This is a genomic window from Arthrobacter sp. J156 (assembly GCF_056172865.1).
The window spans coordinates 3007994-3034384 of sequence record NZ_CM149650.1 but is presented as its reverse complement, the minus strand read 5'-3'; the positions used below and the strand labels follow the sequence as shown (position 1 = coordinate 3034384).

27 protein-coding genes and 2 riboswitches are annotated in these 26391 nt (G+C 72.0%); of the genes, 12 read left to right on the top strand and 15 right to left on the bottom strand.

Annotation, left to right across the window (positions count from 1 at the left end):
* The first annotated feature begins 18 nt into the window (after positions 1–18).
* A riboswitch (SAM riboswitch) is annotated at positions 19–109 on the top strand.
* A 5-nt stretch (positions 110–114) separates the two neighbouring features.
* From AC0QR5_RS14030 to AC0QR5_RS14010, 5 genes are all read left to right on the top strand, one after another.
* Complete coding sequence (locus AC0QR5_RS14030) at positions 115–990, top strand: ABC transporter ATP-binding protein (RefSeq protein WP_329862256.1); 876 nt, start codon at positions 115–117, stop codon at positions 988–990.
* A gap of 121 nt (positions 991–1111) precedes the next feature.
* A complete protein-coding gene (locus AC0QR5_RS14025) occupies positions 1112–2176 on the top strand; it encodes an aliphatic sulfonate ABC transporter substrate-binding protein (protein WP_329862257.1) in 1065 nt (354 codons plus the stop codon).
* Positions 2176–3042: an ABC transporter permease gene (locus AC0QR5_RS14020; RefSeq protein ID WP_329862258.1), complete on the top strand. Its 867-nt coding sequence runs from the start codon at positions 2176–2178 to the stop codon at positions 3040–3042. The genes AC0QR5_RS14025 and AC0QR5_RS14020 overlap by 1 nt, the downstream gene beginning before the upstream one ends.
* Before the next feature lie 156 nt (positions 3043–3198).
* Positions 3199–5292: an acetate--CoA ligase gene (locus AC0QR5_RS14015; RefSeq protein WP_430970744.1), complete on the top strand. Its 2094-nt coding sequence runs from the start codon at positions 3199–3201 to the stop codon at positions 5290–5292.
* Between the two features lie 65 nt (positions 5293–5357).
* Complete coding sequence (locus tag AC0QR5_RS14010; RefSeq protein ID WP_329862259.1) at positions 5358–5849, top strand: lipopolysaccharide assembly protein LapA domain-containing protein; 492 nt, start codon at positions 5358–5360, stop codon at positions 5847–5849.
* Between the two features lie 16 nt (positions 5850–5865).
* Here AC0QR5_RS14010 and AC0QR5_RS14005 read toward each other — a convergent pair whose 3' ends face one another.
* Entirely contained in the window at positions 5866–6156 is a 291-nt protein-coding gene (locus AC0QR5_RS14005) for a hypothetical protein (RefSeq protein ID WP_329862260.1), read from the bottom strand.
* 92 nt (positions 6157–6248) lie between these two features.
* On the opposite strand from AC0QR5_RS14005, the gene AC0QR5_RS14000 reads away from it, so the two are divergent.
* Positions 6249–7238, top strand: coding sequence for an ArsR/SmtB family transcription factor (locus AC0QR5_RS14000; RefSeq protein ID WP_329862261.1), 990 nt, complete (start codon positions 6249–6251; stop codon positions 7236–7238).
* Positions 7239–7269: 31 nt separating this feature from the next.
* Here the strand turns inward: AC0QR5_RS14000 and AC0QR5_RS13995 are convergent, their stop codons facing one another.
* Complete coding sequence (locus AC0QR5_RS13995) at positions 7270–7821, bottom strand: histidine phosphatase family protein (RefSeq protein ID WP_329862262.1); 552 nt, start codon at positions 7819–7821, stop codon at positions 7270–7272.
* A gap of 161 nt (positions 7822–7982) precedes the next feature.
* Positions 7983–8077, top strand: a riboswitch (SAM riboswitch).
* Positions 8078–8185: 108 nt separating this feature from the next.
* On the opposite strand from AC0QR5_RS13995, the gene sfnG reads away from it, so the two are divergent.
* From sfnG to AC0QR5_RS13980, 3 genes are read left to right on the top strand one after another with little or no spacing between them, the layout of a single operon-like run.
* Entirely contained in the window at positions 8186–9382 is a 1197-nt protein-coding gene (gene sfnG, locus AC0QR5_RS13990; RefSeq protein ID WP_329862263.1) for a dimethylsulfone monooxygenase SfnG, read from the top strand.
* Positions 9383–10849 carry an O-acetylhomoserine aminocarboxypropyltransferase/cysteine synthase family protein gene (locus tag AC0QR5_RS13985; RefSeq protein ID WP_329862264.1) on the top strand — a complete coding sequence of 489 codons (1467 nt, stop codon included), beginning with the start codon at positions 9383–9385 and terminating at the stop codon, positions 10847–10849.
* Positions 10846–11346: a CoA-binding protein gene (locus AC0QR5_RS13980; protein WP_329862265.1), complete on the top strand. Its 501-nt coding sequence runs from the start codon at positions 10846–10848 to the stop codon at positions 11344–11346. Before AC0QR5_RS13985 ends, AC0QR5_RS13980 begins: the two co-directional genes overlap by 4 nt.
* 653 nt (positions 11347–11999) lie before the next feature.
* Here AC0QR5_RS13980 and AC0QR5_RS13975 read toward each other — a convergent pair.
* From AC0QR5_RS13975 to AC0QR5_RS13965, 3 genes are all read right to left on the bottom strand, one after another.
* Entirely contained in the window at positions 12000–13145 is a 1146-nt protein-coding gene (locus tag AC0QR5_RS13975; protein ID WP_329862266.1) for a hypothetical protein, read from the bottom strand.
* Positions 13138–13689 (bottom strand): RNA polymerase sigma factor, encoded by a 552-nt coding sequence (locus AC0QR5_RS13970; RefSeq protein ID WP_329862268.1) that lies wholly within the window; start codon positions 13687–13689, stop codon positions 13138–13140. The genes AC0QR5_RS13975 and AC0QR5_RS13970 overlap by 8 nt, the downstream gene beginning before the upstream one ends.
* 230 nt (positions 13690–13919) lie before the next feature.
* The gene (locus AC0QR5_RS13965) at positions 13920–14705 is read right to left on the bottom strand and encodes a carbon-nitrogen hydrolase family protein (RefSeq protein WP_329862270.1); all 786 of its coding nucleotides are present in this window, start codon (positions 14703–14705) and stop codon (positions 13920–13922) included.
* 132 nt (positions 14706–14837) lie between these two features.
* Here AC0QR5_RS13965 and AC0QR5_RS13960 point away from each other — a divergent pair, with 132 nt between their 5' ends.
* A complete protein-coding gene (locus tag AC0QR5_RS13960) occupies positions 14838–16391 on the top strand; it encodes an FAD-dependent monooxygenase (RefSeq protein ID WP_329862274.1) in 1554 nt (517 codons plus the stop codon).
* Between the two features lie 11 nt (positions 16392–16402).
* Here the strand turns inward: AC0QR5_RS13960 and AC0QR5_RS13955 are convergent, their stop codons facing one another.
* From AC0QR5_RS13955 to bioB, 4 genes are all read right to left on the bottom strand, one after another.
* Entirely contained in the window at positions 16403–17692 is a 1290-nt protein-coding gene (locus tag AC0QR5_RS13955; RefSeq protein ID WP_329862276.1) for an adenylosuccinate synthase, read from the bottom strand.
* The gene (locus tag AC0QR5_RS13950; RefSeq protein ID WP_329862278.1) at positions 17677–18390 is read right to left on the bottom strand and encodes a hypothetical protein; all 714 of its coding nucleotides are present in this window, start codon (positions 18388–18390) and stop codon (positions 17677–17679) included. The genes AC0QR5_RS13955 and AC0QR5_RS13950 overlap by 16 nt, the downstream gene beginning before the upstream one ends.
* Before the next feature lie 90 nt (positions 18391–18480).
* Positions 18481–18795 carry a hypothetical protein gene (locus AC0QR5_RS13945; RefSeq protein ID WP_329862279.1) on the bottom strand — a complete coding sequence of 105 codons (315 nt, stop codon included), beginning with the start codon at positions 18793–18795 and terminating at the stop codon, positions 18481–18483.
* A complete protein-coding gene (bioB, locus tag AC0QR5_RS13940) occupies positions 18796–19965 on the bottom strand; it encodes a biotin synthase BioB (protein WP_329862281.1) in 1170 nt (389 codons plus the stop codon). It abuts the gene before it with no gap.
* Positions 19966–20108: 143 nt separating this feature from the next.
* Here bioB and AC0QR5_RS13935 point away from each other — a divergent pair, with 143 nt between their 5' ends.
* On the top strand, positions 20109–20828 hold the full coding sequence (locus tag AC0QR5_RS13935; RefSeq protein WP_329862283.1) for an SDR family NAD(P)-dependent oxidoreductase: 720 nt from the start codon (positions 20109–20111) through the stop codon (positions 20826–20828).
* Positions 20829–20889: 61 nt separating this feature from the next.
* Positions 20890–21483: a TetR/AcrR family transcriptional regulator gene (locus AC0QR5_RS13930; RefSeq protein WP_329862285.1), complete on the top strand. Its 594-nt coding sequence runs from the start codon at positions 20890–20892 to the stop codon at positions 21481–21483.
* A 105-nt stretch (positions 21484–21588) separates the two neighbouring features.
* Here the strand turns inward: AC0QR5_RS13930 and AC0QR5_RS13925 are convergent, their stop codons facing one another.
* The 6 genes from AC0QR5_RS13925 to AC0QR5_RS13900 form a co-directional block, all read right to left on the bottom strand.
* The gene (locus tag AC0QR5_RS13925) at positions 21589–22017 is read right to left on the bottom strand and encodes an SRPBCC family protein (protein ID WP_329862287.1); all 429 of its coding nucleotides are present in this window, start codon (positions 22015–22017) and stop codon (positions 21589–21591) included.
* Positions 22018–22054: 37 nt separating this feature from the next.
* On the bottom strand, positions 22055–22681 hold the full coding sequence (locus AC0QR5_RS13920; RefSeq protein WP_329862289.1) for a thymidine kinase: 627 nt from the start codon (positions 22679–22681) through the stop codon (positions 22055–22057).
* A gap of 61 nt (positions 22682–22742) precedes the next feature.
* A complete protein-coding gene (locus AC0QR5_RS13915; RefSeq protein ID WP_329862291.1) occupies positions 22743–24146 on the bottom strand; it encodes a hypothetical protein in 1404 nt (467 codons plus the stop codon).
* Positions 24143–24562, bottom strand: coding sequence for a hypothetical protein (locus tag AC0QR5_RS13910; protein ID WP_329862293.1), 420 nt, complete (start codon positions 24560–24562; stop codon positions 24143–24145). The genes AC0QR5_RS13915 and AC0QR5_RS13910 overlap by 4 nt, the downstream gene beginning before the upstream one ends.
* A gap of 20 nt (positions 24563–24582) precedes the next feature.
* The gene (locus tag AC0QR5_RS13905) at positions 24583–25968 is read right to left on the bottom strand and encodes a hypothetical protein (RefSeq protein ID WP_329862295.1); all 1386 of its coding nucleotides are present in this window, start codon (positions 25966–25968) and stop codon (positions 24583–24585) included.
* Positions 25968–26321, bottom strand: coding sequence for a DUF6507 family protein (locus tag AC0QR5_RS13900; protein ID WP_329862297.1), 354 nt, complete (start codon positions 26319–26321; stop codon positions 25968–25970). Before AC0QR5_RS13900 ends, AC0QR5_RS13905 begins: the two co-directional genes overlap by 1 nt.
* Positions 26322–26391 lie beyond the last annotated feature (70 nt).

Here is a 26391-nt window from a genome sequence, read left to right as displayed (position 1 = left end):
TGACGTTCACTGGAAGGGCAACCATCCAGAGCGGCCGAGAGATCTGGCTCGACGACGCCGCAGCAACCACCCCGACCGGGACCGGTGCTACCGCCAGGACCGATGGAGATGATCATGACCGCTGCACCCGCCCCCACGACCGCCGGGCCCGCACGCCTTGTGGCGCCGGAGTCCCCGGGCCCGACCGGACGCCCCGGGACGCCTCGGACCGCCGCCGGGGCCGCGCTGCCCGTCGCCTTCGAGGCCCTCACCCGCTCGTTCGGCTCCGGCGACTCCGCGCGCACCGTCCTGGCCGGCATCGACTTCGAGGTCGCCGCGGGCGAGGTCCTGGCGATCCTCGGCCCCTCCGGCTGCGGCAAGTCGACCCTGCTGCGCGCCGTCGCCGGGCTCGACGCTCCCACCTCCGGGCGCGTGGCGATCGGCACGGAGCCGGTCAACGGCCTCGACGAGCGCACCGCCGTCGCCTTCCAGGAACCCCGGCTCCTGCCGTGGCAGTCGGTCCGCGCCAACGTCGAGCTCGGGCTGCCGCGCGGCACGTCGAAGGCGGAGGCCGCCCAGCGCGTCGACGAACTGCTCGAGCTCGTCGAGCTCGGACCCTACGCCGGCCACCGTCCGCGCGAGATCTCCGGGGGCATGGCGCAGCGCACCTCGCTGGCCCGCGCGCTCGCCCGCCGCCCCGGCGTCCTGCTCCTCGACGAGCCGTTCGGCGCCCTCGACGCCCTGACCCGGCTCAAGATGCAGGACCTGCTCCTGGACATCCACCGCGCCCACCCGGCCACCGTCCTGCTCGTCACCCACGACGTCGACGAGGCCCTCCAGCTGGCCGACCGGATCCTGGTGCTCGGCCCCACCGGGAGCGGCCAGGGAGCGGGAATCGCCCAGGTCCTCGAGGTCCCCGGCGAGCGCCCGCGGGACCGCGCCTCGGCCGAGCTCGCCGCGCTGCGCTCCTCCCTCCTGGAGACGCTCGGCGTCGACCCGCACCGCCGCTGAACCACACCCGCACGACTTCCGGCCCCGCGCCGCGCCCGAGCCGGGCGGCCCCGGGAAGCCGGGCCCCGGCGTCGTTCCCTGGACGCCGCCCGCCATCACCACCACAGCAAAGGACCGTTCCATGACCCGCACCGCTTCCGCCCACCTGTCCCGCCGCCGCCTCCTGGGCCTCGGCACCGCCGGCGCCGCCGCCGTCCTGCTCGCCGCCTGCGCCGGCGAGGGATCCGGGCAGGCCGGGGCCGCCACGGCCGCCGGCGACGCCGCGGGATCCGGCGCCACCACCCTGAACATCGACTTCGCCACCTACAACCCGCTGAGCCTGGTCATCAAGGAGAAGGGCTGGCTGGAAGCCACGCTCGCCGACCGCGGCGTCACCGTGAACTGGATCCAGTCCGCCGGCTCGAACAAGGCCAACGAGGCGCTGCGCGCCGGCGCGATCGACGTCGGCTCGACCGCAGGCTCCGCCGCCCTCCTGGCCCGCGCCAACGGTTCGCCGATCAAGGTCGTCAGCCTCTACTCGCAGCCGGAATGGGCCGCGCTCGTCGTCCCCTCCGGATCGACCATCACCTCCGTGGAGGAGCTCAAGGGCAAGCAGATCGCCGCCACCAAGGGCACCGACCCCTACTTCTTCCTCGTCCAGGCGCTCGAGGAGGCCGGGCTGTCCATCAACGACGTCACGGTGCAGAACCTGCAGCACGCCGACGGACGCGCCGCCCTCGAGAACGGCTCCGTGGACGCGTGGGCCGGGCTCGACCCGATCATGGCGGGGGCCGAGGAGGCCGGCGCGACGCTGCTCTACCGCAACCTCGACTTCAACACCTACGGATTCCTCAACGCCACCGAGGAGTTCCTGGAGGCCTCCCCCGAGCTCGCGCAGGCCGTCATCGACGCCTACGAGAAGGCCCGCGGATGGGCCGCCGAGAACCCGGAGGAGACGGCCTCCATCCTCGCCGGCGTCGCCGGGCTGGACCAGGCCGTCGCGGACAAGGTCATCCTCGAGCGCTCCAACCTCGACGTCGACCCCGTACCCGGCGAGGCCCAGGTCACCGTCCTCACGGCGATCGCCCCGACCCTCGTGGACACGGGCGACGTCAAGACCCAGGCCGACGTCGACGAGGCCATCGCGAGCATCGTCGAGGCGTCCTTCGCCGGGAAGGCCGACGCCTCCACCATCAAGGAGGCGTGATGGCGTTCGGCCCCAACACGAGCACCGTCGCCGAGGAGGCGATCGCCCGCGGCACGGCCGGGGGATCCGCCGGCACCGGGAGTTCCGGCCCGCGGCGTGGCACGGCCGGCGGGAAGCGGCGCGGGCGGCGCGTGCTGCTCGGCGCCGTCGTCCCGCTGCTCCTGCTCGCGCTGTGGCAGGCGTCGAGCACGCTCGGCTGGGTGAGCGAGAACCGCCTGCCGGCCCCGTTGTCCGTGCTCTCGGCCGGCGTGGACCTGGCCGAGCGCGGCGAGCTGTGGACGCACATCGGCATCTCCGTGCAGCGCGTCCTGCTGGGCTTCGGCATCGGCGCCGCGCTGGGCCTGGCCGTCGGCTCGCTCGTCGGGCTCTCGCGGCGGGCCGACGCGCTCCTGGGACCCACGATCGGGGCGTTCCGCGCCGTGCCGTCCCTGGCCTGGGTGCCTCTGTTGATCCTGTGGCTGAAGATCGGCGAGGACTCGAAGGTCACGCTCATCGCGATCGGCGCGTTCTTCCCGATCTTCACCACGATCTACCTGGCCCTGCGGCACGTGGACAAGAACCTCGTCGAGGCCGCCCGCGCGTTCGGCCTCAAGGGGCTTCGCCTGCTGACCACCGTGCAGCTGCCGGCCGTGGTGCCCGCGATCTTCTCCGGCCTGCGGCTGGCCCTGGCGCAGGCCTGGCTGTTCCTCGTGGCGGCGGAGCTCATCGCCTCCTCCATGGGGCTGGGCTTCCTGCTCACGGACTCGCAGAACAACGGGCGCACCGACCGGCTCCTGCTGGCCATCATCCTGCTCGCCGTGATCGGCAAGGCCACCGACGCGCTGCTGGGCATCGCGGAGCGCAAGGCCGTCGCCCGCTGGGCCTGACGCCCTCGGAAACTTCCCACGTCCAGCGGCCCGGGCCGGCTAAATCCCGGCGTGTCGGCGCGACACGCCGGGGCCGGCCCGCGAGAACCGAGAACCTTTCCCACCGCGGCACCCGAACCCGCGCCTACGCCACCGCCAGAACCGATGGAGATGATCATGACCTCGTCCGCGACCACCGCCACAGCCGCCGCCCCTGCCCCGGCCCTGCCCGCCATCCCGCCCGCCCGGACGGACGCGGAGGCGGCCGAACACGCGTGGACCGAGGCCCAACGCCTCGCCTTCTGGGAACAGGCCGCCCACCGGCTCGAGTGGGCCGAGCCCTGGCACACGGTCCACTCCTCCACGGGCACGGACGCCGCGAAGCGCCGCGGCCCGGAGCTGCGCTGGTTCGACGGCGGCAAGCTCAACGCGGCCGTGAACTGCGCCGACCGGCACGTCGCGGCCGGCCGCGGGGACAAGGCCGCCCTGCACTTCGAGGGCGAACCCGGCGACCGCCGCACCGTGACGTACCGCGAGCTGGCGGAACTCGTCGCCCAGGCCGCGAACGCCCTGACGTCGCTCGGCATCGCGAAGGGCGACCGCGTGGTGATCTACCTGCCCGTGCTCGTCGAGACCGTCGTGATCACGCTCGCGTGCGCCCGGATCGGGGCCGTCCACTCGCTCGTCTTCGGCGGTTTCTCGGCCGAGGCGCTGCGCTTCCGCGTCGAGGACACGGGCGCCAAGCTCCTCGTCACCACGGACGGGCAGTACCGCCGAGGCGCCGCCGTGCCGGTCAAGGCCAACGCGGACGCCGCCGTCGCGGGCGAGAACAACATCGAGCACGTCCTGGTCGTGAACCGCACGGGCCTGGAGATCGACTGGACCGAAGGCCGGGACCTGTGGTGGCACGACGTCGTCGACGCCCAGCCCCGCACCCACGCCGCGGAGGCCTTCGACGCCGAGACCCCGCTGTTCATCATGTACACCTCCGGCACCACGGGGAAGCCGAAGGGCCTGGTGCACACCACGGGCGGCTACCTCGTCCAGGCGTCGTGGAGCCACGAGTTCCTGTTCTCCCATCCGGACCCGGAGCGCCGGGCGGAGGACGTCCACTGGTGCACGGCGGACCTGGCCTGGGTCACGGCGCACACCTACGAGCTCTACGGTCCGCTGTCCAACGGGGTCACGCAGGTGATCTACGAGGGCGTGCCGAACGCGCCGCACCCGGGCCGGCACTTCGAGATCATCGAGCGCTACGGGGTGACGAGCTACTACACAGCGCCGACCCTGGTGCGCTCGCTCATGGGCTGGTTCCCGGACGGCATCCCGGCCCACCACGACCTGTCCACGATCCGTCTGGCCGGGACGGTGGGCGAGGCGGTCAACCCGGAGGCGTGGCGCTGGCTGCGCGCCCAGGTGGGGCGCGATTCCCTCGTGGCGGGGGACCCGGAGGCGGGGATCCCCATGGTGGACACGTGGTGGCAGTCCGAGTCCGGCGCCACGGTGCTCTCCCCCCGGCCCACGGACGCCGCGTTCAAGCCGGGTTCCGCCACGCGCGCGCTGCCCGGCGTCGCGACGGACATCGTGGACGAATCCGGCACCCGCACCGCGCCCGGCCGGCAGGGGAACATCGTGCTCACGCGCACCGGGCCGGCCATGGCCCGGACCGTGTGGGGCAATCCCGAGCGCTACTACACCTCCTACTGGGAACAATACGCGGAGCAGGGCTGGTTCCTGGCCGGGGACGGCGCGCGGTTCGACGACGATGGCGACACCTGGATCCTGGGCCGCACCGACGACGCGCTGAACGTCTCGGGGCACCTGCTTTCGACGATCGAGATCGAGTCGGCGCTGGTCTCCCACCCGGCCGTCGTCGAGGCGGGCGTCTGCCCGACGGCGGATCCGACGACGGGGCACGCGGCCACGGCGTTCGTGGTCCCGCGGGACAAGTCGCTCATCCCGGGAGGGGGTACGACGCCGGAGCCCGGCTCCGGGGAGCGGCCCGCCCCGGGCGGTGCGGGAGACGGGCGCGAGGAGGCGCGCGCCGCCGTCGTCCGCGAACTGCGGGCGCACGTGGCGGAGCAGATCGGGCCGATCGCCAAGCCGCGGGACATCGTGTTCGTGCCCGACGTGCCGAAGACCCGTTCGGGGAAGATCATGCGCCGGCTGCTCACGCAGCTGTTCGAGGGCACGGACCTCGGCGACACGACGAGCCTGCAGAACGAGCCGTGCATTCCGGAGATCGACGCGATCTGCCGCTCCGGGCGGTAGCGGCAGGAGCGGGTGCCCGCTGGTGTAGGTTCGGAACGGACGACACTTCAGAAGCGAGGTTCACCGTGAGCAATCCCCACCCCGGATCCGACGACGCGCTCCACCCGGACAAGCACCCCGACGCGGTCGACGGCGCGCCCTTCGACACGCTCGGCACTCCGGGCGCCGACGGCAGCGGGGCCCTCGAAGCCACCCGCCCCGTGGACGACGCCGAGACGACGCAGGTCATTCCGCCCGCCGAGCGTGATCCGCACGGCTCCGGCGAGGACGACTACGACGGCGACTTCGACGCCAAGACGACGACGCGCACGGGCATGATCTGGGCCACGACGATCATCGCGCTCGCCCTGCTGGTGCTGCTCATCATCTTCGTCGCGCAGAACCAGACGACGGCGCCGCTGCGTTTCTTCGCCTGGGAGGGCACGGTCAGCATGGGCCTGACGGTGGTCGCGGCGTCCGTCGCCGGCGGCATCGTCGTGGCGATGGCCGGCGCGGCCCGCCTGATCGCGCTCCGCGCCCAGCGGCGCAAGCGCCGGAAGGCCCTCAAGCAGCGCTGATCCGCCGATCGCGGACTCAGAGCCGCCCGCCGGAGGCCTCGGTGAACCGGCGGAGGCCGTCCTCGCGCAGGCGCAGGTGCTCGGATTCTATGGCGGCAGCCCGGACGGCGTTGACCCGGTAGAACCGGACCACGGCCGCAACGAGGCGGGCGACCGCGCCGAAGCGGTCCACGGCGTGTGCCGGGCGGCGCGCCCCGCCCTCGGGACGCGGGACCGCGGAGGATCCGCCGCTGGGCGTCGCCGGACCGACGGCCGCACCGTGATGGACGGGGACAGGGGAACGACGGGAGCTGCTGAAGGTGGTCATGGACCCAGCGTCCGCCGGACGCCCGGCCCGCTCCACGATTCGGTCCTGGCCGAATCCTCGTCAGACGTTCCGGCCGGGAATACGCTGAATCCATGCACATCAAGCTCACGAGCGAGGACCTGACGCGGATCCGGTTCGAGGCCTCTCCCCTGTGGGAGACGGTGACCAGCTTGCGCGCCCTCCAGCAGGGAACCGCCATCCACCGCCCCTGGATCGAGTGCACGCGGCGCGCGCTCGCGGCGGCGGACGACCCGGCCTCACAAGGGCACCTGCGCGTCCTCGCCGCACTCGTTCCCCGTTCAGGCTTCATGGCCGATTCGCTCACCCCGACGCCGGAACGCCAGGACACCTTCCACGACGGGCTCACGGCCGTCGCCGCCGTCCCGGCCTCCGTGTGGGAACGGGACCTGACGGCCCTGCTCCGGCGGCAGGAAGACACCGGGGCCCGTGGCGTCCTCGAGGAACTCGCCGAGGACGTCGACACCGCAGTCGATCGTGCCGTCGGAGCACTCCAGTGGTATTGGGAGCTGGCTGTCCGGCGCTGGTGGCCCCGGCTCCGCTCGCTGCTGCTCGAGGACATCGACTGGAGGCTGGCCCAGATGGCCCGCGGCGGCATCGGCGACGTGTTCAAGACGCTGCATCCGTCCGTCGTCCGCACGCCCAGCGGGCTCGAGGTCATCCGGGGCTGCGACGGGATCGATCCGCCTGAACCCGGGGCCGGCCTGATCCTGGTGCCCAACGCGTTCGTCTGGCCGGAGACCCTGGTGCTCAACACGGCGCCGTTCGTGCCGACGTTGACCTACGCGCCCCGCGGAGTGGGCCGGCTCTGGGAGTCCAGCGGCGCGGCCCCGGGCGATCCCCTGGCGAGGCTGCTGGGATCCACACGGGCGCAGATCCTGGCCCAGCTGGATGTCCCGATGACGACGAAGCAGCTCGCATGCGCCCTGGACCTCGCCCCGGGCACCGTCAACGGCCACCTCAAGGTCATGTCCGAGGGCGGGCTGGCCGTCCCCCTGCGTTCCGGCCGCGAGGTGTTCTACCGCAGGGCCGGTGTCGGCGAGGCGCTCCTCGCCGGGGCGTAGCCCGACGGGACCCTCGATCCCCCGCGCGTCCTCAGACCGCGTCAAGCTCCGGCAGCAACGCCGGGTCGAGCTCCACGACCTGGCCGTTCTCGAGCCGGGCCTGCGGAGCGCCCTGCAAGTGCCCGACGACGAGGCGGATGAGCGTCCCGTGCGCCACCACCACGAGGCCGCGCCCCGGGTGGGCGGCGGCCAAGCCGGTCAAGGCGCGCACGCCCCGCTCGACCACCTCGGCCTCCGGCTCCGCGGTGGAGAGCAGCGCGTCCAGCTCGGGGCGCGGCATCCCGGTGACGACGACACCCTCGCCCTCGCCGTAGCCGCGCTCCACGAGGCCCGGTTCGGGCTCGCCGGGCTCGAGGCCCAGCTCGGCGGCGATGATCGCGGCGGTCTCCGCCGCCCGCCCCAGAGGCGAGGCGACGACCGCGTCCCAGGATCCGGCGTCGTACTCCTCCGCCAGCTGCCGCCCCGCCTGGCGCGCCTGCGCGCGGCCGGCCGCGTTGAGCGGGATGTCCACCTGGCCCTGCAGGCGCCCCTCGAAGTTCCACGGGGTCTGCCCGTGCCGGACCAGGACGATGCGTTGTGCCATGCCCCCAGCGTAGCCAGCGGACCTCCCGGCCCGCGCCCCGCCGTCGTCCCGTGACGCACCCGGCCGCCGCGCCGTCGCAGGATCTTCGGCCCGCGCCCGGCACGACGCAATCCGGCTCAACATTCTTTGATGGATCGGCGGCTCGCTGACACACTGAAGGTCAACCATCCCGAGCGGCCGAGAGATCTGGATCGATGACGCCGCAGCAACCCTCCGGAATCCGCCGGAACGGTGCTCCTGCCAGAAGCGATGGAGAACGCGCCAGCCTTCTTCCCCCGCACGGCCCGCCGCCGGAGGGTGCGCCGTTGCCCGGGAACCGCCTACGCCGCACGCCATCCGACCAAGGATCGAAGGAGTCCCCCACATGACCGAGAACACCGCCGTCAGCCGGGTCGCCGACCTGGAAACACCGCTCAAGTTCGCCTACTGGGTGCCCAACGTCTCGGGTGGGCTCGTGGTCTCGACCATCGAGCAGCGCACCAACTGGGAGTTCGAATACAACAAGAAGCTGGCCCGCATCGCGGAGGACTCCGGCTTCGAGTACGCACTGACCCAGACCCGCTACGCCGCGAGCTACGGCGCGGACAAGCAGCACGAGGCCACGAGCTTCTCGCTGGCCCTGCTCGGCGCCACCGAGCGGCTCAAGGTGATCTCGGCCGTCCACCCGGGCATGTGGCACCCGGGCGTGCTGGCCAAGTTCATCATCACCGCGGACCACCTCTCCGGCGGCCGCTCGGCCGTGAACGTCGTCTCCGGCTGGCTCAAGGACGAGTTCGTGAACTTCGGCCTCGAGTGGCTGGACCACGACGAGCGCTACGTGCGGACCGAGGAGTTCATCAACGTGCTGCGTGGCCTGTGGACCCAGCAGGGCTTCAGCCACTCCGGGCAGTACTACAACATCAAGGACTTCACCCTGAACCCGGCGCCGCTGGATCTGCCGGGCCGGGCCCACCCGGAGATTTTCTTCGGCGGCAACTCGACCGCCGCGCAGGCCGCCGCGGGCCACGCCGCCGACTGGTACTTCTCCAACGGCCGCTCGCTCGAGGGCTTCCAGGACAACATCGCCGGCGTGCTCAAGGCCGCGGAGTCCGGGGGGCGCACCGCGGCCGCCAAGCCGCGCTTCGGCATCAACGGCTTCGTCATCTCCCGCGACACCGAGGCGGAAGCCAGGGACACGCTGCGCGAGATCATCGACAAGGCCCACCGCCCCGCCGTCGAGGGCTTCGCCGCCGCCGTGAAGGAGGCCGGGCAGTCCACGAAGGACGGCAAGGGCATGTGGGAGGACTCCACGTTCGAGGACCTGGTCCAGTACAACGACGGCTTCCGCACCCAGCTCATCGGCACCCCGGAGCAGATCGCCGAGCGGATCATCGCGTTCAAGAAGATCGGCGTGAACCTGCTCCTGACCGGCTACCTGCACTTCCAGGAGGAGCTCGGCGCGTTCGGCCGCGAGGTCCTCCCGATCGTCCGCGAGCTAGAGGCGGACCTCGCCCGAGCCCACGGCACCGAGCTCAACACGGAGCTGCTGCCGGAAACCCACCTCGAAGGAGCCACCGCCTAGATGTCGGACCACCAGTTCGGATTCCGCACCCGCGCCCTGCACGCCGGCGGCACGCCCGACGCCGAGCACGGCGCCCGCGCGGTGCCCATCTACCAGTCGACGTCGTTCGTGTTCAAGGACACCGACGACGCCGCGAACCTGTTCGCCCTGCAGAAGTACGGCAACATCTACTCCCGCATCGGCAACCCCACCGTGGCGGCGTTCGAGGAGCGCATCGCGTCCCTCGAGGGCGGCATCGGCGCCGTGGCGACGTCCTCCGGGATGGCCGCGGAGTTCATCACCTTCGCCGCGCTGACGCAGGCCGGGGACCACATCGTGGCCTCCTCGAAGCTCTACGGCGGCACCATCACCCAGCTCGACGTCACGCTGCGCCGCTTCGGGGTGGACACCACGTTCGTGGACAGCAACGACGCCGCGGACTTCGCGGCCGCGATCCGGGAGAACACCAAGGCCCTCTACACCGAGGTCGTCGCGAACCCCTCGGGCGACATCGCGGACCTGGCGGGCCTCGCGAAGGTCGCGCGCGCAGCGGGCATCCCGCTCATCGTCGACTCGACCCTCACCCCGCCGTACATCCTGCGCCCCATCGAGCACGGGGCGGACATCGTCATCCACTCCGCCACCAAGTTCCTCGGCGGGCACGGCACCACGCTCGGCGGCGTCGTCGTCGAGTCCGGCCGCTTCGACTGGGGCAACGGGAAGTTCCCGACCATGACGGAACCGGTGCCGAGCTACGGCAACGTGTCCTGGTGGGGCAACTTCGGCGAGTACGGCTTCCTGACCAAGCTGCGTTCGGAGCAGCTGCGGGACATCGGCCCGTCGCTGCCGGCCCAGTCCGCGTTCCAGCTCCTGCAGGGTGTGGAGACGCTGCCGCAGCGCATGGACGCGCACCTGGCGAACGCGCGCCGCGTGGCCGAGTGGCTCGAGGCCGATCCGCGCGTGTCCTATGTGAACTTCGCCGGACTCGAGTCCCACCCGCAGCACGCCCGCGCGCAGGAGCTGCTGCCGCTCGGCGTCGGCTCAGTGTTCAGCTTCGGCGTGGCCGGGGGCCGCGAGGCCGGGGCGCGCTTCATCGAGGCGCTGCAGCTCGCGAGCCACCTGGCCAACATCGGCGACGCGCGCACCCTGGTGCTGCACCCGGCGTCGACCACGCACCAGCAGCTCACGGCCGAGCAGCTCGTGGCCGCGGGCGTCCCGGGCGACCTGATCCGCCTGTCCGTGGGGCTCGAGGACGTCGAGGACATCCTCTGGGACCTGGACCAGGCGCTCGACGCCTCGCAGCGGGAGCCGGAGGCCGGCGGGGAGCCGGAGGGCTTCGACGCCTCGGCCTTCGCGGCCCCGGAGTACGACGCCGAGGCCTGCGTCATCCCCTCGGCCCGCCCGGGTGCCGTCCCGGCGGGGGTCGCTTCCGGCGCGGGAGCCGCGCCCGGATCCGCAGCCGACGCGGGGAAGGAGGCGGACCGGTGAGCGCATCGACCGCGGAACGCACCTGGTCGGGGCCGAGCGCGCCGGAACGCCTGGAGATCCTGCGCAACACGCGCTCGATCGCGATCGTGGGTGCGTCCAACAAGCCCTCCCGTGCCTCCTACTTCGTGGCGACGTACCTGCTCTCCTCCACCAGCTACACGGTCTACTTCGTGAACCCGGTGGTGGACGAGATCCTCGGGCAGCCGGTCTACAAGTCCCTGGCCGACCTGCCCGAGGCGCCCGACCTGGTGGAGGTCTTCCGCAAGCACGACGACCTGCCGGGCGTCCTGGAGGAGGCGAAGGCCGCGGGCGCGAAGACCCTGTGGCTGCAGCTGGGGTCCTGGCACGAACAGGTCGCGGCGGACGCCGAGGCCGCCGGCCTGAACGTCGTCATGGACCGCTGCGTGAAGATCGAGCACGCGCGCTTCCACGGCGGGCTGCACCTCGCCGGCTTCAACACCGGCGTCATCAGCTCGAAGCGGCAGGTCCTCGCCTGAGCACGCCGTGGGGCCCGGGCCCACCGCCCGGGCCCCACGCGTCGGCGCCCACGGTTCGGCGCTGACTCGCCCAGCCCGGCCACCCACAACGCACGGTCAACAGCCCCGGCCCACGCTCCCGGCCGCCCCACCCCGCCCAATTCACGTCAAGTCGGCGAGACAGTACGTGCGCGCCCAGACCACGGGGTCTACCCCATGAAGTCGCCGCTAACTGACAGTCTCGTCGAGACGACGTGAAGTGGGCCGTCGACGCTCCCGGCCGCCCCCACCCCGCCCAATTCACGTCAAGTCGGCGAGACAGTACATACGCGCCCAAACCACGGGGTCTACCCCATGAAGTCGCCGCTAACTGACAGTCTCGTCGAGACGACGTGAAGTGGGCCGTCGACGCTCCCGGCCGCCCCCACCCCGCCCAATTCACGTCAAGTCGGCGAGACAGTACATACGCGCCCAAACCACGGGGTCTACCCCATGAAGTCGCCGCTAACTGACAGTCTCGTCGAGACGACGTGAAGTGGGCGCCCAGCGTGCGTGGGTTGGGGCCCCGAACCGCATCGTTGGGCGGGGCAGCCCGGGCGGCGGCCTGCCCGGAAGCGGCCAGGGTTGTTTCGGGCCCAAGGTCCGGACCCTGAAGGACGAATGCGGCGCCGGGCTCAGCGTCCCGAGCCGCGCTTCTCGCTCTGGTCCTTGCCGTGGCCCGGCAGCCCCGGCTTCTTCAGTCCGGGCGCCCCGGGCTGGCCGTGCTGACCGATCGACGGCAGCACGGTGAAGCCCTGCACGCCCCCGGCCTTCTTCACGGGGTTGACGATCCCCTGCTTCTTCCCGCCAGCCGGCTGTTTGCGCTGGGCCTGCTGCTTCTGCGCCGCCTCAGCCGCCCGCTGCTGGGCCAGGCGCTTCTGTGCGGCCTTCTCCTGGGCGGCCCGCTGCTGCGCGGCCTTCAGCTGCAGGGCTCGTTGCTTCTCCGCGCTCTTCTGGGCGGCACGCTGCTGCTGGAGCGTCTTGGGCTGGGCCTTCTGCTGGGCCGGGGCCTTCGGCGACGCACTCGACCGCACCGGCGCCGCCTGCGACGAGGCCGCCGCGCGGACGGGTCTGGCCTCCGCGGCGCCGCGGGACGCGGTGGACGTGCGGTCCGCAGCGGCCTTCGACGTCCCGGCCCCCGGGCGCTCCGGCCCGGGTTCCCGCTCGGCCGGGAATGCCGCGGACCGGGCGGCCTTCGGTCCAGCTCCCCGCGGTTCCGCTCCGTTTCCGTCGTCGTCTCCGGCCCCGTCGACGACCGCGGTGCGCTCGAGCGCCCCCGTGGACCCGGCCAATGGGCCGGAGCTGCCGCTTCCGCCCGGAACCGCCGGCAGCTCGGCGGGAGGCACGGGCGCGGCGGAATCGATGCCGGCCCGCTGGACGGCCGGCTGCCCGCCGTCGGGGACCACGACGGCGGCGACGGGAGCGGGACGATCGGCCGTGGTCGCGGCGGCGACGCCCACGCCCCCGGCGACGAGGACCAGGGCCGCGAGGGCGCCAGCGGCCGTCGGCCCTCCCTTGCGGCGGAAGGGCAGGACGCCGTCGCCGCCGGCGTCCGGTACGGAGCCGCCGTCGATCAGGCCGCCTCCGCCGGGGGTGCCGGCTGCCGGTCCCTGGGCGAGGAGCCGGGCCAGGGCGCCACGCGGCTCCGGCGCCGCGGAACGACCACGGACGGCCAGGTCCTCGAGGGCCGCGGCGAGGCGGGGGTCGGTGGGAACGCCGGACTCGCGCAGGAGCGCCTCGACGGCGTCGCCCTGCGGATCCGGTCCTCCGGGCTCAACCACGGTGCCCCACCTCCTCCAACGTCTTCTTCATGGCCAGCAGCCCCCGCCGCTGCAGTTGCTTCACGGCCCCCGGCGTGCGGCCGAGGACCTCGGCGGTCTCCTCGATGCTGAGCCCCGCCACGATGCGGAGCAGGACGCAGTCGCGCTGCGCGTCCGGCAGCGCGTCCACGACGTCGCCGAGCGGGCCGGAGTCGAGCCGGTCCAGGAGTTCTTCGGAGGCGGGCGCCGCCGCGCGGGGATCGCTCTCCGCCTGGTATTCGTCCTCGTACGGCCTCCTGGCCCGGGCGCGGGTCGCGTCGACCATCCTCGCGTGCGCGACGGAGAACGTGAACTTCCTCAGCCCGCCGATCCCGCCGACGACGGTGTCCAGCTGCGTGAGCACGGTGAGGAACACGTCCTGGGTGGTGCCCTCGGCGTCCTCGACGCCCCTGGCCCTCAGATACCCCGCCACCTGGCCCGCCAGTCCCTCGTACAGCACGGACAAGGCCTCGGCAGAACCCTGCCGGGCCTTCTCGAGCACCTCATCCGTCAGTACGGCGGCCAAGGATCTCCCTGGGACGTGGGGAACGGGACGCCCCCATTCTAGGGCGGCCGCTCCGTGATCCGCACCACGGGGCCCGAGACATGTGGAAGCCGGGTCGAGGCTCGTTGGGGGGGAACCCTCGACCCGGCTTCTCCATGACTGTCATCGTCCCGGGATCCCCGGAGGTTACGCGGGTCCCGGATTATTTTCCGAGGCGGCGCGCCGGCACCCCCGCGGGCCCGGACGGGCCCCTAGACCCCGAGCTTCCGGTTGGCCAGGACGGGCAGGAACTCGCGGACCTCATCGATCCGGCGGCGGGTGACGTCGACGGTCACGAGCCCCTCGGTCTCGTCGTCGAGGAAGTCCACGGGGATGCCCAGGGGATCCAGGATCGCGGAGTGGCCGATGGTGTTCTTCGAGCTCGTTCCGGCGGCCGCGATCCACACGGTGTTCTCGACGGCGCGCGCCTTGAGGATGGTCTCCCAGTGCTCCACCTTGTGGTCGCCCTTGAACCAGGCGGCGGCCACGAGCAGCACGTCCGCGCCCTCGACGGCGAGGCGGCGGGCCAGCTCGGGGAAGCGGATGTCGTAGCAGGTCATGACGCCGAACTTGAGGCCGCCGATCTCGAACAGCTGCAGCCCGGACGGGTCCCCGGCCTTGATGCGCTTGGACTCCTGGTAGGAGAACGCGTCGTAGAGGTGCACCTTGCGGTACGTTTCGGCGATCGCGCCGTCCGCCTGGATGACCACGAGCGTGTTGTAGGGGCGTTCCTCGCCGCTGGACTCGTAGCCGCCGGCGACGATCGCGATGGAGTTCTCGGCGGCGATGAGGGAGAGCTGCTGGACGAACCGGGACCAGTCCCGATCCACCGCGGCGGCGAGGTCGTCCTCGACCTTGCGCACGGTGAACATGGTCTCCTCGGGGAAGAGCACGAGCTGCGCTCCGGCGCCCTTGGCCCGCGCCGTGAGGCGGCGCACCACGTCGAGGTTCTCCTCCAGGGTCCCTGCCGGCGAGAACTGTCCAACACTGATCAACATAACCGTGGCCTTCCGCTCGTGGTGAGTGGTTCCCAGAGTACCCATCCACCGCCGGGCGCGGGGTCCGGGCAGGTCACGGTCCGGTCACCCCGGGCTCTGGCCGCTCCCGGGCGGCGGGTCTAGCCTGAGGCCATGGACCTCACCGTGCTGGACGTCGATGTCTGCGTCGTCGGGGCCGGGCCCACGGGCCTGATGGCCGCCAACGTGCTGGAGAAGCTCGGGGTGGACGCCGTCGTCGTGGATTCCAAGGCCGGTCCGACGCGCGAGTCCCGGGCCCTGGGCCTGCAGGCCCGGAGCGTGGAGCTGTACCGGCAGCTGGGCCTCGCCGAGGAGGTGCTCGCGCGCCGCACCCTCGCCGCCCAACTGCTTCCCGGCGTCGGACCGCGCTCCCTGGGCGCCGTGCCGCTGGGGCGGATGGGCGCCGCCGCGACGGCGTTCCCGGGCATCCACATCCTGGAGCAGAGCGCCAACGAGGAGATCCTCGCGGCGCGCCTGGAGCGGCGCGGGAGGCCCGTGCTGTGGCGGCACGGCTTCGAGCGGCTCGAGCAGGACGACGGCGGGGCGCGCGTCCACCTGGCGGGACCGGACGGCCCGGTGCGGGTGGGGGCCCGGTACGTCATCGCGTGCGACGGCGCGGCCTCCCCCGTGCGGCGGCAGCTGGGGATCGGCTTCCCGGGCGGGACCAACCGCCACCTCTTCTACGTGATCGACGCGAACGCCGTCACCGGGCTGCGGGACGGGATCTCCGTGCGCGTGACGCGGGACGAGTTCATGCTCGCCTTCCCGATGGGCCCGGACGGGGCCGGAGGGCGCCGGGTGCGGCTGCTCGGGCTGCTGCCCGCGGTGGCGGAGGACGACGCCGGGGCCCCGCCCCGGGTGGCCGAGGGCCGGGCGCGCTCCTCGCTGGCACGGGGGTTCGGGATCCACTACGGGAGCTCCGAGTGGTTCTCGACGTACCGGGTGCACCACCGCGTGGCGGACGTCTTCCGGGACGGGCGGGTGTTCCTGGCCGGGGACGCGGCGCACATCCACTCGCCCGTCGGGGCGCAGGGCATGAACACGGGGCTGCAGGACGCGCACAACCTGGCCTGCAAGCTCGCCGACGTACTCGCGGGAAGGATGCCGGAGGCCTCCCTCGACCGGTACCAGGCGGAGCGGAGGCCCGTGGCGCTGCGGCTCGTGTCGACGACGGACCGCGTCTTCGGCGTCGTCACGTCGCCGCACCCCGCGGCGGTGTTCTTCAGGACCCGGATCGCGCCGGTCCTGATGCCCGTGGTCGCCCGCGTGGTGCCGCGCTCCCCCGCCGGCGGGCGGCTGTTCGGCTACGTGTCCCAGCTGCGGATCCACTACTGGATGACGGAGGCGGAGCGGCGCCGCGCGGAGTCGCTGCGGGGGCCGGCCCGCGCCGGGCGCCGCGGGAGGGTCCTCGGCCGCCGCTTGCCGTGGGTGCCGCTGGACGGGGCGGAGCCGGACAACCACGCGTCCCTCGACGCGCTCGAGTGGCAGGTGCACGCGTACGGGGGGTCCGGCGTCGTCCCCGGACGGAGGCTCGCCGAGCGGCACGGCCTCCCGCTGCGGGAGTTCCCGGCCGCGCCGCGGGCCGGGCTGCCGGACGGGACCGCGGTGGTGGTGCGCCCGGACCTGTTCGTGGCCGCCCTCGAGAGGGCGGCCACGAAGCGGGGCTGAGCGGGCCGGTGCTACTCGCCGATCAGGTCGTAGCGGACGATCGTCTGGTCGCGGTCCGGGCCGACGCCGATCGCGGAGAAGCGCGTGCCGCTCATCGACTCGAGCGCCAGCACGTAGTCCCGGGCGTTCGCCGGCAGGTCCTCGAGCGTCCTGGCGCCCGTGATGTCCTCGGTCCAGCCGTCGAAGTACTCGAAAATCGGCTTGGCGTGGTGGAACTCGGTCTGCGTCATGGGCATCTCGTCGTGGCGGACGCCGTCGACGTCGTAGGCCACGCAGACGGGGATCCGCTCGATGCCGGTGAGGACGTCGAGCTTGGTCACGAAGTAGTCCGTGAAGCCGTTGATGCGGGACGCGTGGCGCGCCAGCACGGCGTCGTACCACCCGCAGCGGCGCGGGCGGCCGGTGTTCACGCCGAACTCACCGCCCTTCTTCTGCAGGTAGTCGCCCATCTCGTCGAACAGCTCGGTGGGGAACGGGCCGGCGCCGACGCGCGTGGTGTAGGCCTTGATGATGCCCACGGAACGGGTGATGCGGGTGGGGCCGATGCCCGAGCCGACGGACGCGCCGCCGGCGGTCGGGTTGGAGGACGTCACGAACGGGTAGGTTCCGTGGTCGACGTCGAGGAACGTGGCCTGGCCGCCCTCCATGAGCACGACCTTGCCCTCGTCGAGGGCCTTGTTCAGCTCGAGCGTGGCGTCGATGACGAGCGGGCGGAGCCGTTCGGCGAAGGAGAGGAAGTACTGGACGATCTCCTCGGTCTCCACCGAGCGCCGGTTGTAGACCTTCACGAGCAGCTCGTTCTTCTGCCGGAGCGCGCCCTCCACCTTCTGGCGCAGGATGGACTCGTCGAAGACGTCCTGGACGCGGAGGCCCAGGCGGCCGATCTTGTCCATGTAGGCGGGGCCGATGCCGCGGCCGGTGGTGCCGATGGCTCGCTTGCCGAGGAAGCGCTCGGTGACCTTGTCCATGGTCTGGTGGTACGGGGCCACGAGGTGGGCGTTCGCGGAGACGCGGAGCCTGGAGGTGTCGGCGCCGCGGGCCTCGAGGCCGTCGATCTCCTGGAAGAGCGCCTCCAGGTTCACGACGCAGCCGTTGCCGATGATCGGGATGGCGTTGGGCGAGAGGATGCCGGCGGGAAGGAGCTTGAGCTCGTACTTCTCGCCGCCGACGACGACGGTGTGGCCGGCGTTGTTGCCGCCGTTGGGCTTCACGACGTAGTCGACGCGGCCGCCGAGCAGGTCGGTGGCCTTACCTTTGCCCTCGTCGCCCCACTGGGCTCCGACGATCACGATTGCTGGCATGGGATCCTCCCCCTTGCATGGGTCAGCGGCCGGCCGGGGCCGGGTTCCGGCGGTGCCGGACACAAGAACGCCCCTGACCTCCCGGCACCCGGTTCGCGGACGCGTAAGAGTTGGCAGGGGCTCTTACGCACCGAGTTTACCGGAGGCCCGCCCACCGGCGCGACTTTTGTCCACAGTCTGGAGGCGGGCGCCCGGCTCCGGTCCGCGTGCCATCCGATGGCGAGTAGATTCTGGCGCCCGCCATTCGCCGCCAGAAAGTCATGGCGCCACCTTCGGGAAACGCGGCGGGCGGCCTCATTCTTCTGCGATGGTTGCTTCAGCCTCCAGCTGGTCCCATCGTCAATCGGGATGGAACCGTAGGTTCTTCGGAGGATGCGGCTCGTGCGTTCGACAGGAGATCTCTCGCTGAGGAGGAACTCCACGATCTTCTCGATGGATTCCTGGGCGAAAACGAGTAGCTCATCCACTCCCTCCGGCACCGTCTGGAACCTGACGTACTGGTCGTCATAGACGATCTCGGGCGCTTCTTCTGCCAGCACGAGCGCGAACGCGCCCAGTCTGGGCCCTTCGACGTCAATGACAACAACAGTGCGGTAGAGGTGAGCACGGGCCGTGACCTTGTCCGGCACCGATGCGGCAATCTGCGCAGCTCGCTCCAGCATGTCCGGGAGGCTTCGATTCCATTCAAGCTCGTTCATGGTGGTTCTCCGTTTTCGGGCCCGAGTCCCGGAGGCAAGGAGCTTTCCTCATCCGGGTCGCAGTTCGGCGGAAGACGCGTCGGCCCTTCCTCATTCGCTCGCGTCACTTCCACGCTTGTCGATTTCGATCTTGATTTCCGGGAAGAACCTGAAGACCACAAGCAAGACGAAGAAGACCAAGGCGCCCGGATACGCGAACGAGAGCACGGTTCGAATGAGTGGAGATTCGTCGACCAGGAACTCCAAGACCAGCACAACAGCGACGGATACTGCCCAAAGGGTCGCAGCGACATACGCCGCAGCGAATCGCCATCTCGAGAGGCCGTCCGACTTCCCAGGAAAGATTTGATACACGTCGACTCCACACTCGCGGACTTGCCCTCGCAGCGAGCCGATGCGCGCCACCTATGCGTTCGGCGCCCGGTCCGTCCCGGCCCCGCGCCGGCGCAGGGCCGGGCTGGAGGGCGCGGCCCCGGCGTCGTACCCCAGCACCTCGAAGCCCGCATCCGCGATCATCGCCAGATCCGCCTCCGCGTCCTGCCCCTCGCTGGTCAGGTAGTCGCCCAGGAAGATCGAGTTGGCGACCTCCAGCGCCGCGGACTGCAGGGAACGCAAGTGCATCTCCCGGCCGCCCGCGATCCGCAGCTCCTGGTCCGGGCAGGCCAGCCGCACGAGCGCCAGGATGCGCAGGCACCGCAACGGCGTCAGCTCCCATGTCCCCTCAAGCGGCGTGCCCTCGAACGGCATCAGGAAGTTCACCGGGATGGAATCGCTCTCCAGCTCCCGCAGCGCGAAGACCGCCTCCACGAGCTGCGCATCGTCCTCCCCCATCCCCACGATCAGGCCCGAGCACGGCGAAAGCCCGGCGTCCTTGGCCCGCTCCACGGTGGCCACCCGGTCCGCGTACTCGTGCGTGGTGCAGATGTCCTGGTACTTGGACTCGGCCGTGTTCAGGTTGTGGTTGTACGCGTCGACGCCGGCCTCCCGCAGGACGCCGGCCTGGCCCGGCTTGAGGATGCCGAGGCACGCGCAGACCTCCACCCCCGGATGCTCGTCCTTGAGCCGGCCCACCATGCCCGCGACCCGCTCGACGTCCCGGTCCGTGGGGCCCTTCCCGCTTGCGACGAGGCAGACCCGCGACGCCCCGCCGCGGATCCCGAGCTCCGCCTGCTCCGCCGCCTCCTCCGGCTTCAGCCACGTGTACTTCAGGATCTGCGCCGCCGAGCCGAGCCGCTGCGAGCAGTACGTGCAGTCCTCCGGACACAGCCCGGACTTCAGGTTGACCAGGTAGTTGACCTTCACCGTGTTGCCGAAGTGCCGGCGGCGCAGCGTGCCGGCGGCCGCGACCAGCGCGAACGTGGCGGAGTCCGGCGTGGCGAGGACGGCGAGCGCCTCCTCCTCCGTGAGACGGTGCCCGTCGAGGATCCGCCGGGCCAGCGCCGGCGCATCCGCCGTGGCCGACTCCGGCTCCGGCGCTCCGCCCGACTTTGCACGTCCACCCGCGCTTCCGTCCGCGCTTCCACCCGCTCGTCCCGCCGCATCTCCCGCGTGCCGAAGTTCTCGTGTCTCCGTCATGCCCACCCCTCCTGAACAGTGTTCAATTCCTAACGGCCCACGCTACACCACCGTCAGCGGCGGCCGATCCCGGGCGGCCACGGCCCCGGCGAGACGGCCCCGCACGGGAGGTAGAGTCGGGCCCAGCGAAAGGAGCCAGCGCCATGCCACTCACCCTCGTCACCGGCGGCGGCCGCGGCATCGGGGCGGCCATCAGCCTGCGGCTCGCGTCCGAGGGCCACGACCTGGTCATCACCTACCTCAAGGACCGAGACGCCGCCGAGTCGGTGGCCCGCCAGGCGCACCGCGACGGCCGCCGGGCCACCGCCCTCCAGGCCGACACCGCCGACCCGGCGTCCATCGACGCCCTCTTCGCGCGCATCGCCACGCTCGGCCCGCTCACCGGGCTCGTGAACAACGCGGGCGCCGCGACCGCCGTCGGACGCCTGGAAGACAACGGAATCGAGGCCATCCGCCGCGACCTCGACGTCAACCTGTTCGGCGTCATCGCCTGCACCCGGCGCGCCCTCCCGGCCCTGCGCTCCACAGGCGGCTCGATCGTGAACATCTCCTCCGTCGCCGCCGCCCTCGGCGGGCCCGGGACCTACGTGCACTACGCCGCCGCGAAGGCCGGGGTCGAGGCCTTCACGGTCGGCCTGGCCAAGGAGGTCGCCGCCGACGGGGTCCGGGTCAACGCCGTGGCCCCCGGCACCGTCTGGACGGACTTCCACCAGGACCCGGAGCGCCCCGCGAAGGCCGCCCCGGCCATCCCGATGGGCCGCGCGGGCCTGCCGGAGGAGATCGCGGGCGCCGTGGCCTGGCTGCTCTCCGACGACGCGCGCTACGCCACCGGGAGCGTCCTCAAGGTCGCCGGCGGGCTGTAGGGCCGGGACGGCACCGGCTCGGCCGCCCACGCCCGCCGCCCCGCCCCATAGACTGGAGCGCATGGCGCTGACACGGGAACAGGTGGTGGACACGGCCGTCGCCATCCTCCGCGACTTCGGCCTCGCCGACCTCTCGATGCGACGGCTCGCCCGCGAACTCGACGTCCAGGTCGGCGCCCTCTACTGGCACGTGAAGAACAAGCAGGAACTCCTCGTCGACGTCGCCGCCCGCCTCCTCGGCGGCATTCCCGCCTCCGGCGCGGGGCCGGCCGCCGGACGTCCCGCACCGCGGGAGGAAGGGGGTACGACGCCGGAGCGCGCCGCCGTCGTCCTCCTCACCCTCCGGATCCGCGCCGCCCTGGTGCCCGTCCCGGACAGCGCCGAGGTCGTCCAACTCGCGCAGACCCTCCAGCCCGCCGCCCTGGAGCCGCTCACGCGGCTGCGCGAGCTCCTCGAGGCCGCCGGCGTCCCGCCCCGGCACTCGGGCTGGGCCCAGCACCTGCTGCTGAACCACATCCTCGGCTCCGTCGCCGCCCACCAGGACCGGGCCACGCTCGACGCCGTCGACGCGATCGGCGGGCCGGAGCTCGGCGAGGACGCCTTCCGCTGGGGGCTCGACGCGGCGCTCGACGGGATGCTCGCGCCCTCGCGGTAGCCGCGGCCCCGGTTCGGCCCCTTCGCGAACGGGCCCGCATGCGGCAGACGGCGTGGCACGGCGGCCAGGCGGCGCGGGGGTCGCCGGCCGCCGGTAGGGCCGGGCCTACGGCGCCCGTTCGGCGAAGCGCTTGAACGCCGCCAGCTGCCGGCCGTCGGACCCCGCCACCGCCGCGCGGATGTCCCCGGCCAGGGCCGCGAGGGAGTCGCTGACCTCGACGTCGATCTCCAGCGTGAGGCGCGTGTCCGCGCCCTCGCGCGCGATCCCGTAGCGGTACTGCGTCCGGACGTCCCCCTCCCCGCCGGTGACCACGAGCAGGCTCCCGGGTTCGACATCGGCGACCGTGAACGTCCGCTCGTGGCCCTCCGTGTGCAGGTCGATCCGCGTTCCCGGACCCAGCGGGCCCTCGGCGTGCATCTCGGTGACGCCCGGCAGCCACGCGGGGGCCGCGGCCCAGTCGGTCAGCAGGTCCCAGGCCCTCGCGGGCGGGACGCGGACCAGCACGTCCTGTCTGTACGCCGTCGTGGTTCCCATGACTGAATCATCCCCACACGCGGCCCCCGTGTGAAGGTCAGGCGCCGAGCCGGCCGCCCGAGGCCTCGAGGTAGCAGGAACCGCACAACGACTCGTACCAGACGTCCTGCCCGTCGATCGCGACCTGCTCGCCGTCGAACACGATCTCCTCCCCGACACGCCGCGTGTTGAACACCGCCTTGCGGCCGCAGCGGCAGATGGTCTTGAGCTCTTCGAGGGTGTGCGCGATCTCGAGCAGGCGCCGCGACCCGGGGAACGCGCGCGTGAGGAAGTCCCCGCGGATGCCGTACGCGAGCACCGGGACGCCGTCGAGTACGGCGATCCGGAACAGCTCGTCCACCTGCTCCGGCTCCAGGAACTGGGCCTCGTCCACCAGGAGGCAGGCCACCGGCGCGGCGTCGACGTGCTCGAGCAGCGCCTCCGGGTCGTCGCCCGCGGCCCGGGCGGCAAAGAGCTCCCGGACCGAGGCGCCCGGCGGAATGAGGAAGTCGACCTGGCGGGTCATGCCCAGCCGGGAGACGATCTCCGCGTCGCCCTTGGTGTCCGTGGCCGGCTTCGCCAACAGTACGCGCTGCCCGCGCTCCTCGTAGTTGAACGCGGCCTGCAGCAGGCCCGTCGACTTGCCGGAGTTCATGGCGCCGTAGCGGAAGTAGAGCTTGGCCAAGGAAGGGGTCCTTTCGACGGGGGCGGCTATCGATTCTATGCCGACCACCCGGCCGGAAGCGTCAGCCGAGGACGACGGGACGCCCATGGACCACAGCCTGCAGGGCGTCCTCGAACTGCCGGAAGATGAAAGAGCTCTCCGTGGCCCAGAGACCCACACGGTCCGCCCCACCGGAGGGATCCTCGACCGTGCCGATCCTGAAGTGCCCCCGGGGTCCCGCGTTGACATAGGTCACGGGGTCGATTCCTCCGGAGGGCCCCTCGGCCTCCAGGACCCACGTGAACCACGGCTGGCCCCACGCCTCGCGGAGCAGTGCCCCCGCCCCGTGCGGCACCGCCGCCTCGCCGCCGAGCCGCTGGTCCACGAGGGCCGCCTCGATGACGAAAGGGGCCACGTGCAGGTTCCAGGCGGGACCCACGCCGGCCCACCGCGCCATGGCCGACGTCAGCTCCGTGATGGGAAGGACCTGCACGTTGAAGCGGGCCGGGTCGTCGGGGTGCCACGGCTGGTTCAGGACGCGCGGTCCGTAGCCCTGCTCCGCGGCGAGGAGGACGTTCCCGCCGTGGACGAACGCCTGCAGGCTCGTCTCCCCGTCCAGGAAGCGGCCCGTGAGGCGCAGTCGGACGGGTGCCTCGGTCAGGGCCTGGGCCATGAAGGAACCCATGCCGCCAAGCCGGCCGCCGTCCAGCACACCGAGGTCCCGGAGCTCGTCCAGCACCGGGTCGGCTCCCCCCAGCCGGCCCACGACGCCGTCCTTCAACTCGCCCGTCCGGGCGATCGCCGCGCCGCTCATCCACACCCCGGTCCCGAGGTCGGCGCCCGCCGCGAGGTGTCCGAAAAGCTCCTCCAGTTCCGTGCCTTGATCCGCGCTCGCCTGCTCGTCGACCCGGCCCGCGGCGGCAGTCGGTCCGGCCTGGCTCGCGACTGCGTCGTCCGCCTGCGGGGACCGCAGGACGCGCACCGAACGGGCCATCGCCTCGAACGGCTCGTCGAAGATGAAACGGGCCTGGATCGATGACGTGGTGCTGATCTGGACGGCCCAGCCCTTCAGCAGCACCAGGTAGTCGGCGCCGGAGACCGTCCGTCCATTCGGTGCCCGATGCGTGTATTCGATGACACGCCCCTCGTGCGCCGTGACCGGAACGCCGAGCGCGTCCAGGGGAAGGCCGCCTTCCTCGTCCGGATCCGCGAACGTGTAGGCCCAGCGGCCCGTGTGCACGATCCGGCCTTCGCGGAGCTGCGCCTCGATCCCCGTCATCGCCCTCCGGCTGAAATCGGCCAGGGAACCGTCGAACGGGTTGACGGTGACGACGACGTTCGGGGTGAACTCGTTCTCCACGGGCGGCATCGCCGCAAAGAGCTCCACCTCCGGGCGGACGGCTTCCGCCCTCCACGGCTCCGGCACGTCGAAGGCCAGGATCCCCCGCGCCCCCTGCGCCGGCACGACCTGCTTAGCTCCACTCATTTCCATCCCTGCCTCGCCGCGCCCTGCGGCACCGTCTCCTGGGGACCCCACAACCGCGTGTCGGCCGTGCCGCCACGCCGGACCCACTCCTTGTGCCACCGCGGCGTGACCGCCGCGGGCCACCACCACCGGGAGGCGATGGCGAGCGGGGCTGCCGTGAAGGCATAGGCCGTCCACAGCAGGTCCGCATTGTCCCAGCGCTCGAGCGTGGCGGTCAGCGGGACCGCCGCCCCGAGGATGAGGATCCCGGCGGCTCCTGCCTGCAGCGGCAGGTAGTTGCGCCGCGTGAAGAAGAACGCGGCCACGGGCCGGGGCGCCCACGTCCGCCACCTGCCGGACCAGGCCCAGACTCCGATCGCCAGGGCGGTCAGCCCAGGCAGGCCCAGCAGAAGGAACATCACGAGGTAGTCGTTCATCGAGGGAGCGTCCTCCGGGACTAGTCGAACGGATTGAGCGAGGACAGGACCTTCTTGCCCGCGTCCACGGCGGCCTCGCCCAACGAGCCTACGTCGCCGTGGCGCAGGTCGTTGATGGCCCCGCCGACGGCCTCGCCGATCTCACCGCCGATCCACCCGCCCGCGAGTCCCCCGAGGAATCCGCCGACCGCCGCCCCCACGCCGGGAATCGGGATGAGGGCCTGGCCGACCGCGGCGCCGACGCCCCGGCCCACCGCGGTGCCGACGACCTCGCCGACGGCCTTGCTCCCGGTGACCACGGCGGCGTCCGTCGCCGCGACCCGGGCATGCTCGGCCTGGCTGAGGTCGGGATTGCGCAGGAGGCTCTCGTTGTAGCCCTCGGAATACGCGCCGAGGGCCGTGGCGCCGTAGTCCGCGGCGGTGAGGAACTTGCCGGCGGGGCCGTTGGCGAAGCGGTTGGCCGAGTCGATCCACCCCGGCAGGCGCACCCTGCCGTTGGCCTGGCCGGCTGAGCCCGGCGGTGTCCCGTTTCCACGCGTCAACTGGACGCGCAGGCTCACGTCCTGGCCCCTGATGTTGAACCGGGTGTTCTTCAAGTGCGGATAGCGGGCCAGGAGCAGCCCCAGCGGCGACTGGGCATCGATGCCCCGCAGCATCCGCGTGGTGGAGTTCGACGAGACCCGTTGCGGGTCGGCTCCCTGGCTCGCCTGGAGCCGCTCGATGTAGGAGCTGGGCACGCCGAGGCGGTTCAACGTCCCCGCCGAGATGCGGTGCCGCACCGGGGTGGTCTGCGCGAACGGATTGGCCGAGGTATTGAACTCGAACCACAGCTTGCCGTTCTTGTACTTGAAGTGCGCCGCGGTCAGACCGACACCCTCCAGGATGTCGGCACCGTCCGTGACCGCACCCGTCAGGTCCCCCACGCCGGAGTAGTCCCCCAGGGCGGGATTCAGTCCCCGGATGGCGTTGGCGCACTTCTCCACGGCCGCGTCGTAGAGCCCTGCGACCGCATCGATCTCGCGCTGGATGGAGCGGTTGGTGTCCCAGTAGTCGTCGGGTCGGTCGTCGTAGGCGATCGCGTTGTGGCCCGCCGCCTGCTCCTTGACGTTGTCGTATCGGGTCTTGAGGCCGGAGATGTCGTCGGAAAACGCCTCCAGGGCCTTGGCGACCTCGTCGGTGAGCGTCTCCGATGCGTCGACGTAGGGGCGCATCACCGTCGGCACCGCGGACGTGACCTTGTCCGTGTGGGGCGAGGAGAAGTACTGCCCCAGCTTGTCCCACTCCGTCTTGACGTCGTCGTAGATCCCCGACGCGTCCGTGCCGACCTTGCGCACGGCGCGGGCGGCCGTGTCGATCCCGGCGGTCGAGGGCAGCGTCTCCGGGAGGCCCGAGGTGTGCACCGCCATCAGTAGGCCTCCGTCCGGTCGCCGCCCTCGACGGCAGGCACCGAATGGATGGCGGTCTCGGCATCAGCGGCCATGTCGTCGTCTCCGGCGACGTAGGCGTCGATGGCCAGGCCCGTGTTGCCGCAGATCGAGTAGCCCGCGTTGCGTGCCGACTGCAGCAGCGGACCGGCGAAGCCGGAGAGCACCGAGTCGAGGGCGTCGCCGATGTCCAGGTGGTCGCACGCGGTGGCCGCCTCCTCGAACGACGTCGTCAGCGCGGTCTCCTGGGCCTCGAGCCGGTCGACGTCCGCCTTGGCCAAGGTCACGACGCCACGCGCGGCGGCGACCTGGATGTCCCATCCGTCCAGCGGCATGCGGGTTCCTCCTGTGGCATAAATCCATCTAGTGGTCGACCAGAACAGCCTAGCCCAGACGCCGCAAGGG

Bases quoted from the DNA above. Each gene is read 5' to 3' on its own strand.
- AC0QR5_RS13915 (WP_329862291.1), bottom strand. From the start codon at position 24,146: ATGAGTGGAGCTAAGCAGGTCGTGCCGGCGCAGGGGGCGCGGGGGATC.
- AC0QR5_RS13955 (WP_329862276.1), bottom strand. From the start codon at position 17,692: ATGCCAGCAATCGTGATCGTCGGAGCCCAGTGGGGCGACGAGGGCAAA.
- AC0QR5_RS13930 (WP_329862285.1), top strand. From the start codon at position 20,890: ATGGCGCTGACACGGGAACAGGTGGTGGACACGGCCGTCGCCATCCTC.
- AC0QR5_RS14020 (WP_329862258.1), top strand. From the start codon at position 2,176: ATGGCGTTCGGCCCCAACACGAGCACCGTCGCCGAGGAGGCGATCGCC.
- AC0QR5_RS13985 (WP_329862264.1), top strand. From the start codon at position 9,383: ATGTCGGACCACCAGTTCGGATTCCGCACCCGCGCCCTGCACGCCGGC.
- AC0QR5_RS13925 (WP_329862287.1), bottom strand. From the start codon at position 22,017: ATGGGAACCACGACGGCGTACAGACAGGACGTGCTGGTCCGCGTCCCG.
- AC0QR5_RS14015 (WP_430970744.1), top strand. From the start codon at position 3,199: ATGACCTCGTCCGCGACCACCGCCACAGCCGCCGCCCCTGCCCCGGCC.
- AC0QR5_RS14000 (WP_329862261.1), top strand. From the start codon at position 6,249: ATGCACATCAAGCTCACGAGCGAGGACCTGACGCGGATCCGGTTCGAG.
- AC0QR5_RS13905 (WP_329862295.1), bottom strand. From the start codon at position 25,968: ATGGCGGTGCACACCTCGGGCCTCCCGGAGACGCTGCCCTCGACCGCC.
- AC0QR5_RS14030 (WP_329862256.1), top strand. From the start codon at position 115: ATGACCGCTGCACCCGCCCCCACGACCGCCGGGCCCGCACGCCTTGTG.
- AC0QR5_RS13950 (WP_329862278.1), bottom strand. From the start codon at position 18,390: ATGAACGAGCTTGAATGGAATCGAAGCCTCCCGGACATGCTGGAGCGA.
- sfnG (WP_329862263.1), top strand. From the start codon at position 8,186: ATGACCGAGAACACCGCCGTCAGCCGGGTCGCCGACCTGGAAACACCG.
- AC0QR5_RS13900 (WP_329862297.1), bottom strand. From the start codon at position 26,321: ATGCCGCTGGACGGATGGGACATCCAGGTCGCCGCCGCGCGTGGCGTC.
- AC0QR5_RS13995 (WP_329862262.1), bottom strand. From the start codon at position 7,821: ATGGCACAACGCATCGTCCTGGTCCGGCACGGGCAGACCCCGTGGAAC.
- AC0QR5_RS13965 (WP_329862270.1), bottom strand. From the start codon at position 14,705: ATGTTGATCAGTGTTGGACAGTTCTCGCCGGCAGGGACCCTGGAGGAG.
- AC0QR5_RS13935 (WP_329862283.1), top strand. From the start codon at position 20,109: ATGCCACTCACCCTCGTCACCGGCGGCGGCCGCGGCATCGGGGCGGCC.
- bioB (WP_329862281.1), bottom strand. From the start codon at position 19,965: ATGACGGAGACACGAGAACTTCGGCACGCGGGAGATGCGGCGGGACGA.
- AC0QR5_RS14005 (WP_329862260.1), bottom strand. From the start codon at position 6,156: ATGACCACCTTCAGCAGCTCCCGTCGTTCCCCTGTCCCCGTCCATCAC.
- AC0QR5_RS13960 (WP_329862274.1), top strand. From the start codon at position 14,838: ATGGACCTCACCGTGCTGGACGTCGATGTCTGCGTCGTCGGGGCCGGG.
- AC0QR5_RS14025 (WP_329862257.1), top strand. From the start codon at position 1,112: ATGACCCGCACCGCTTCCGCCCACCTGTCCCGCCGCCGCCTCCTGGGC.
- AC0QR5_RS13910 (WP_329862293.1), bottom strand. From the start codon at position 24,562: ATGAACGACTACCTCGTGATGTTCCTTCTGCTGGGCCTGCCTGGGCTG.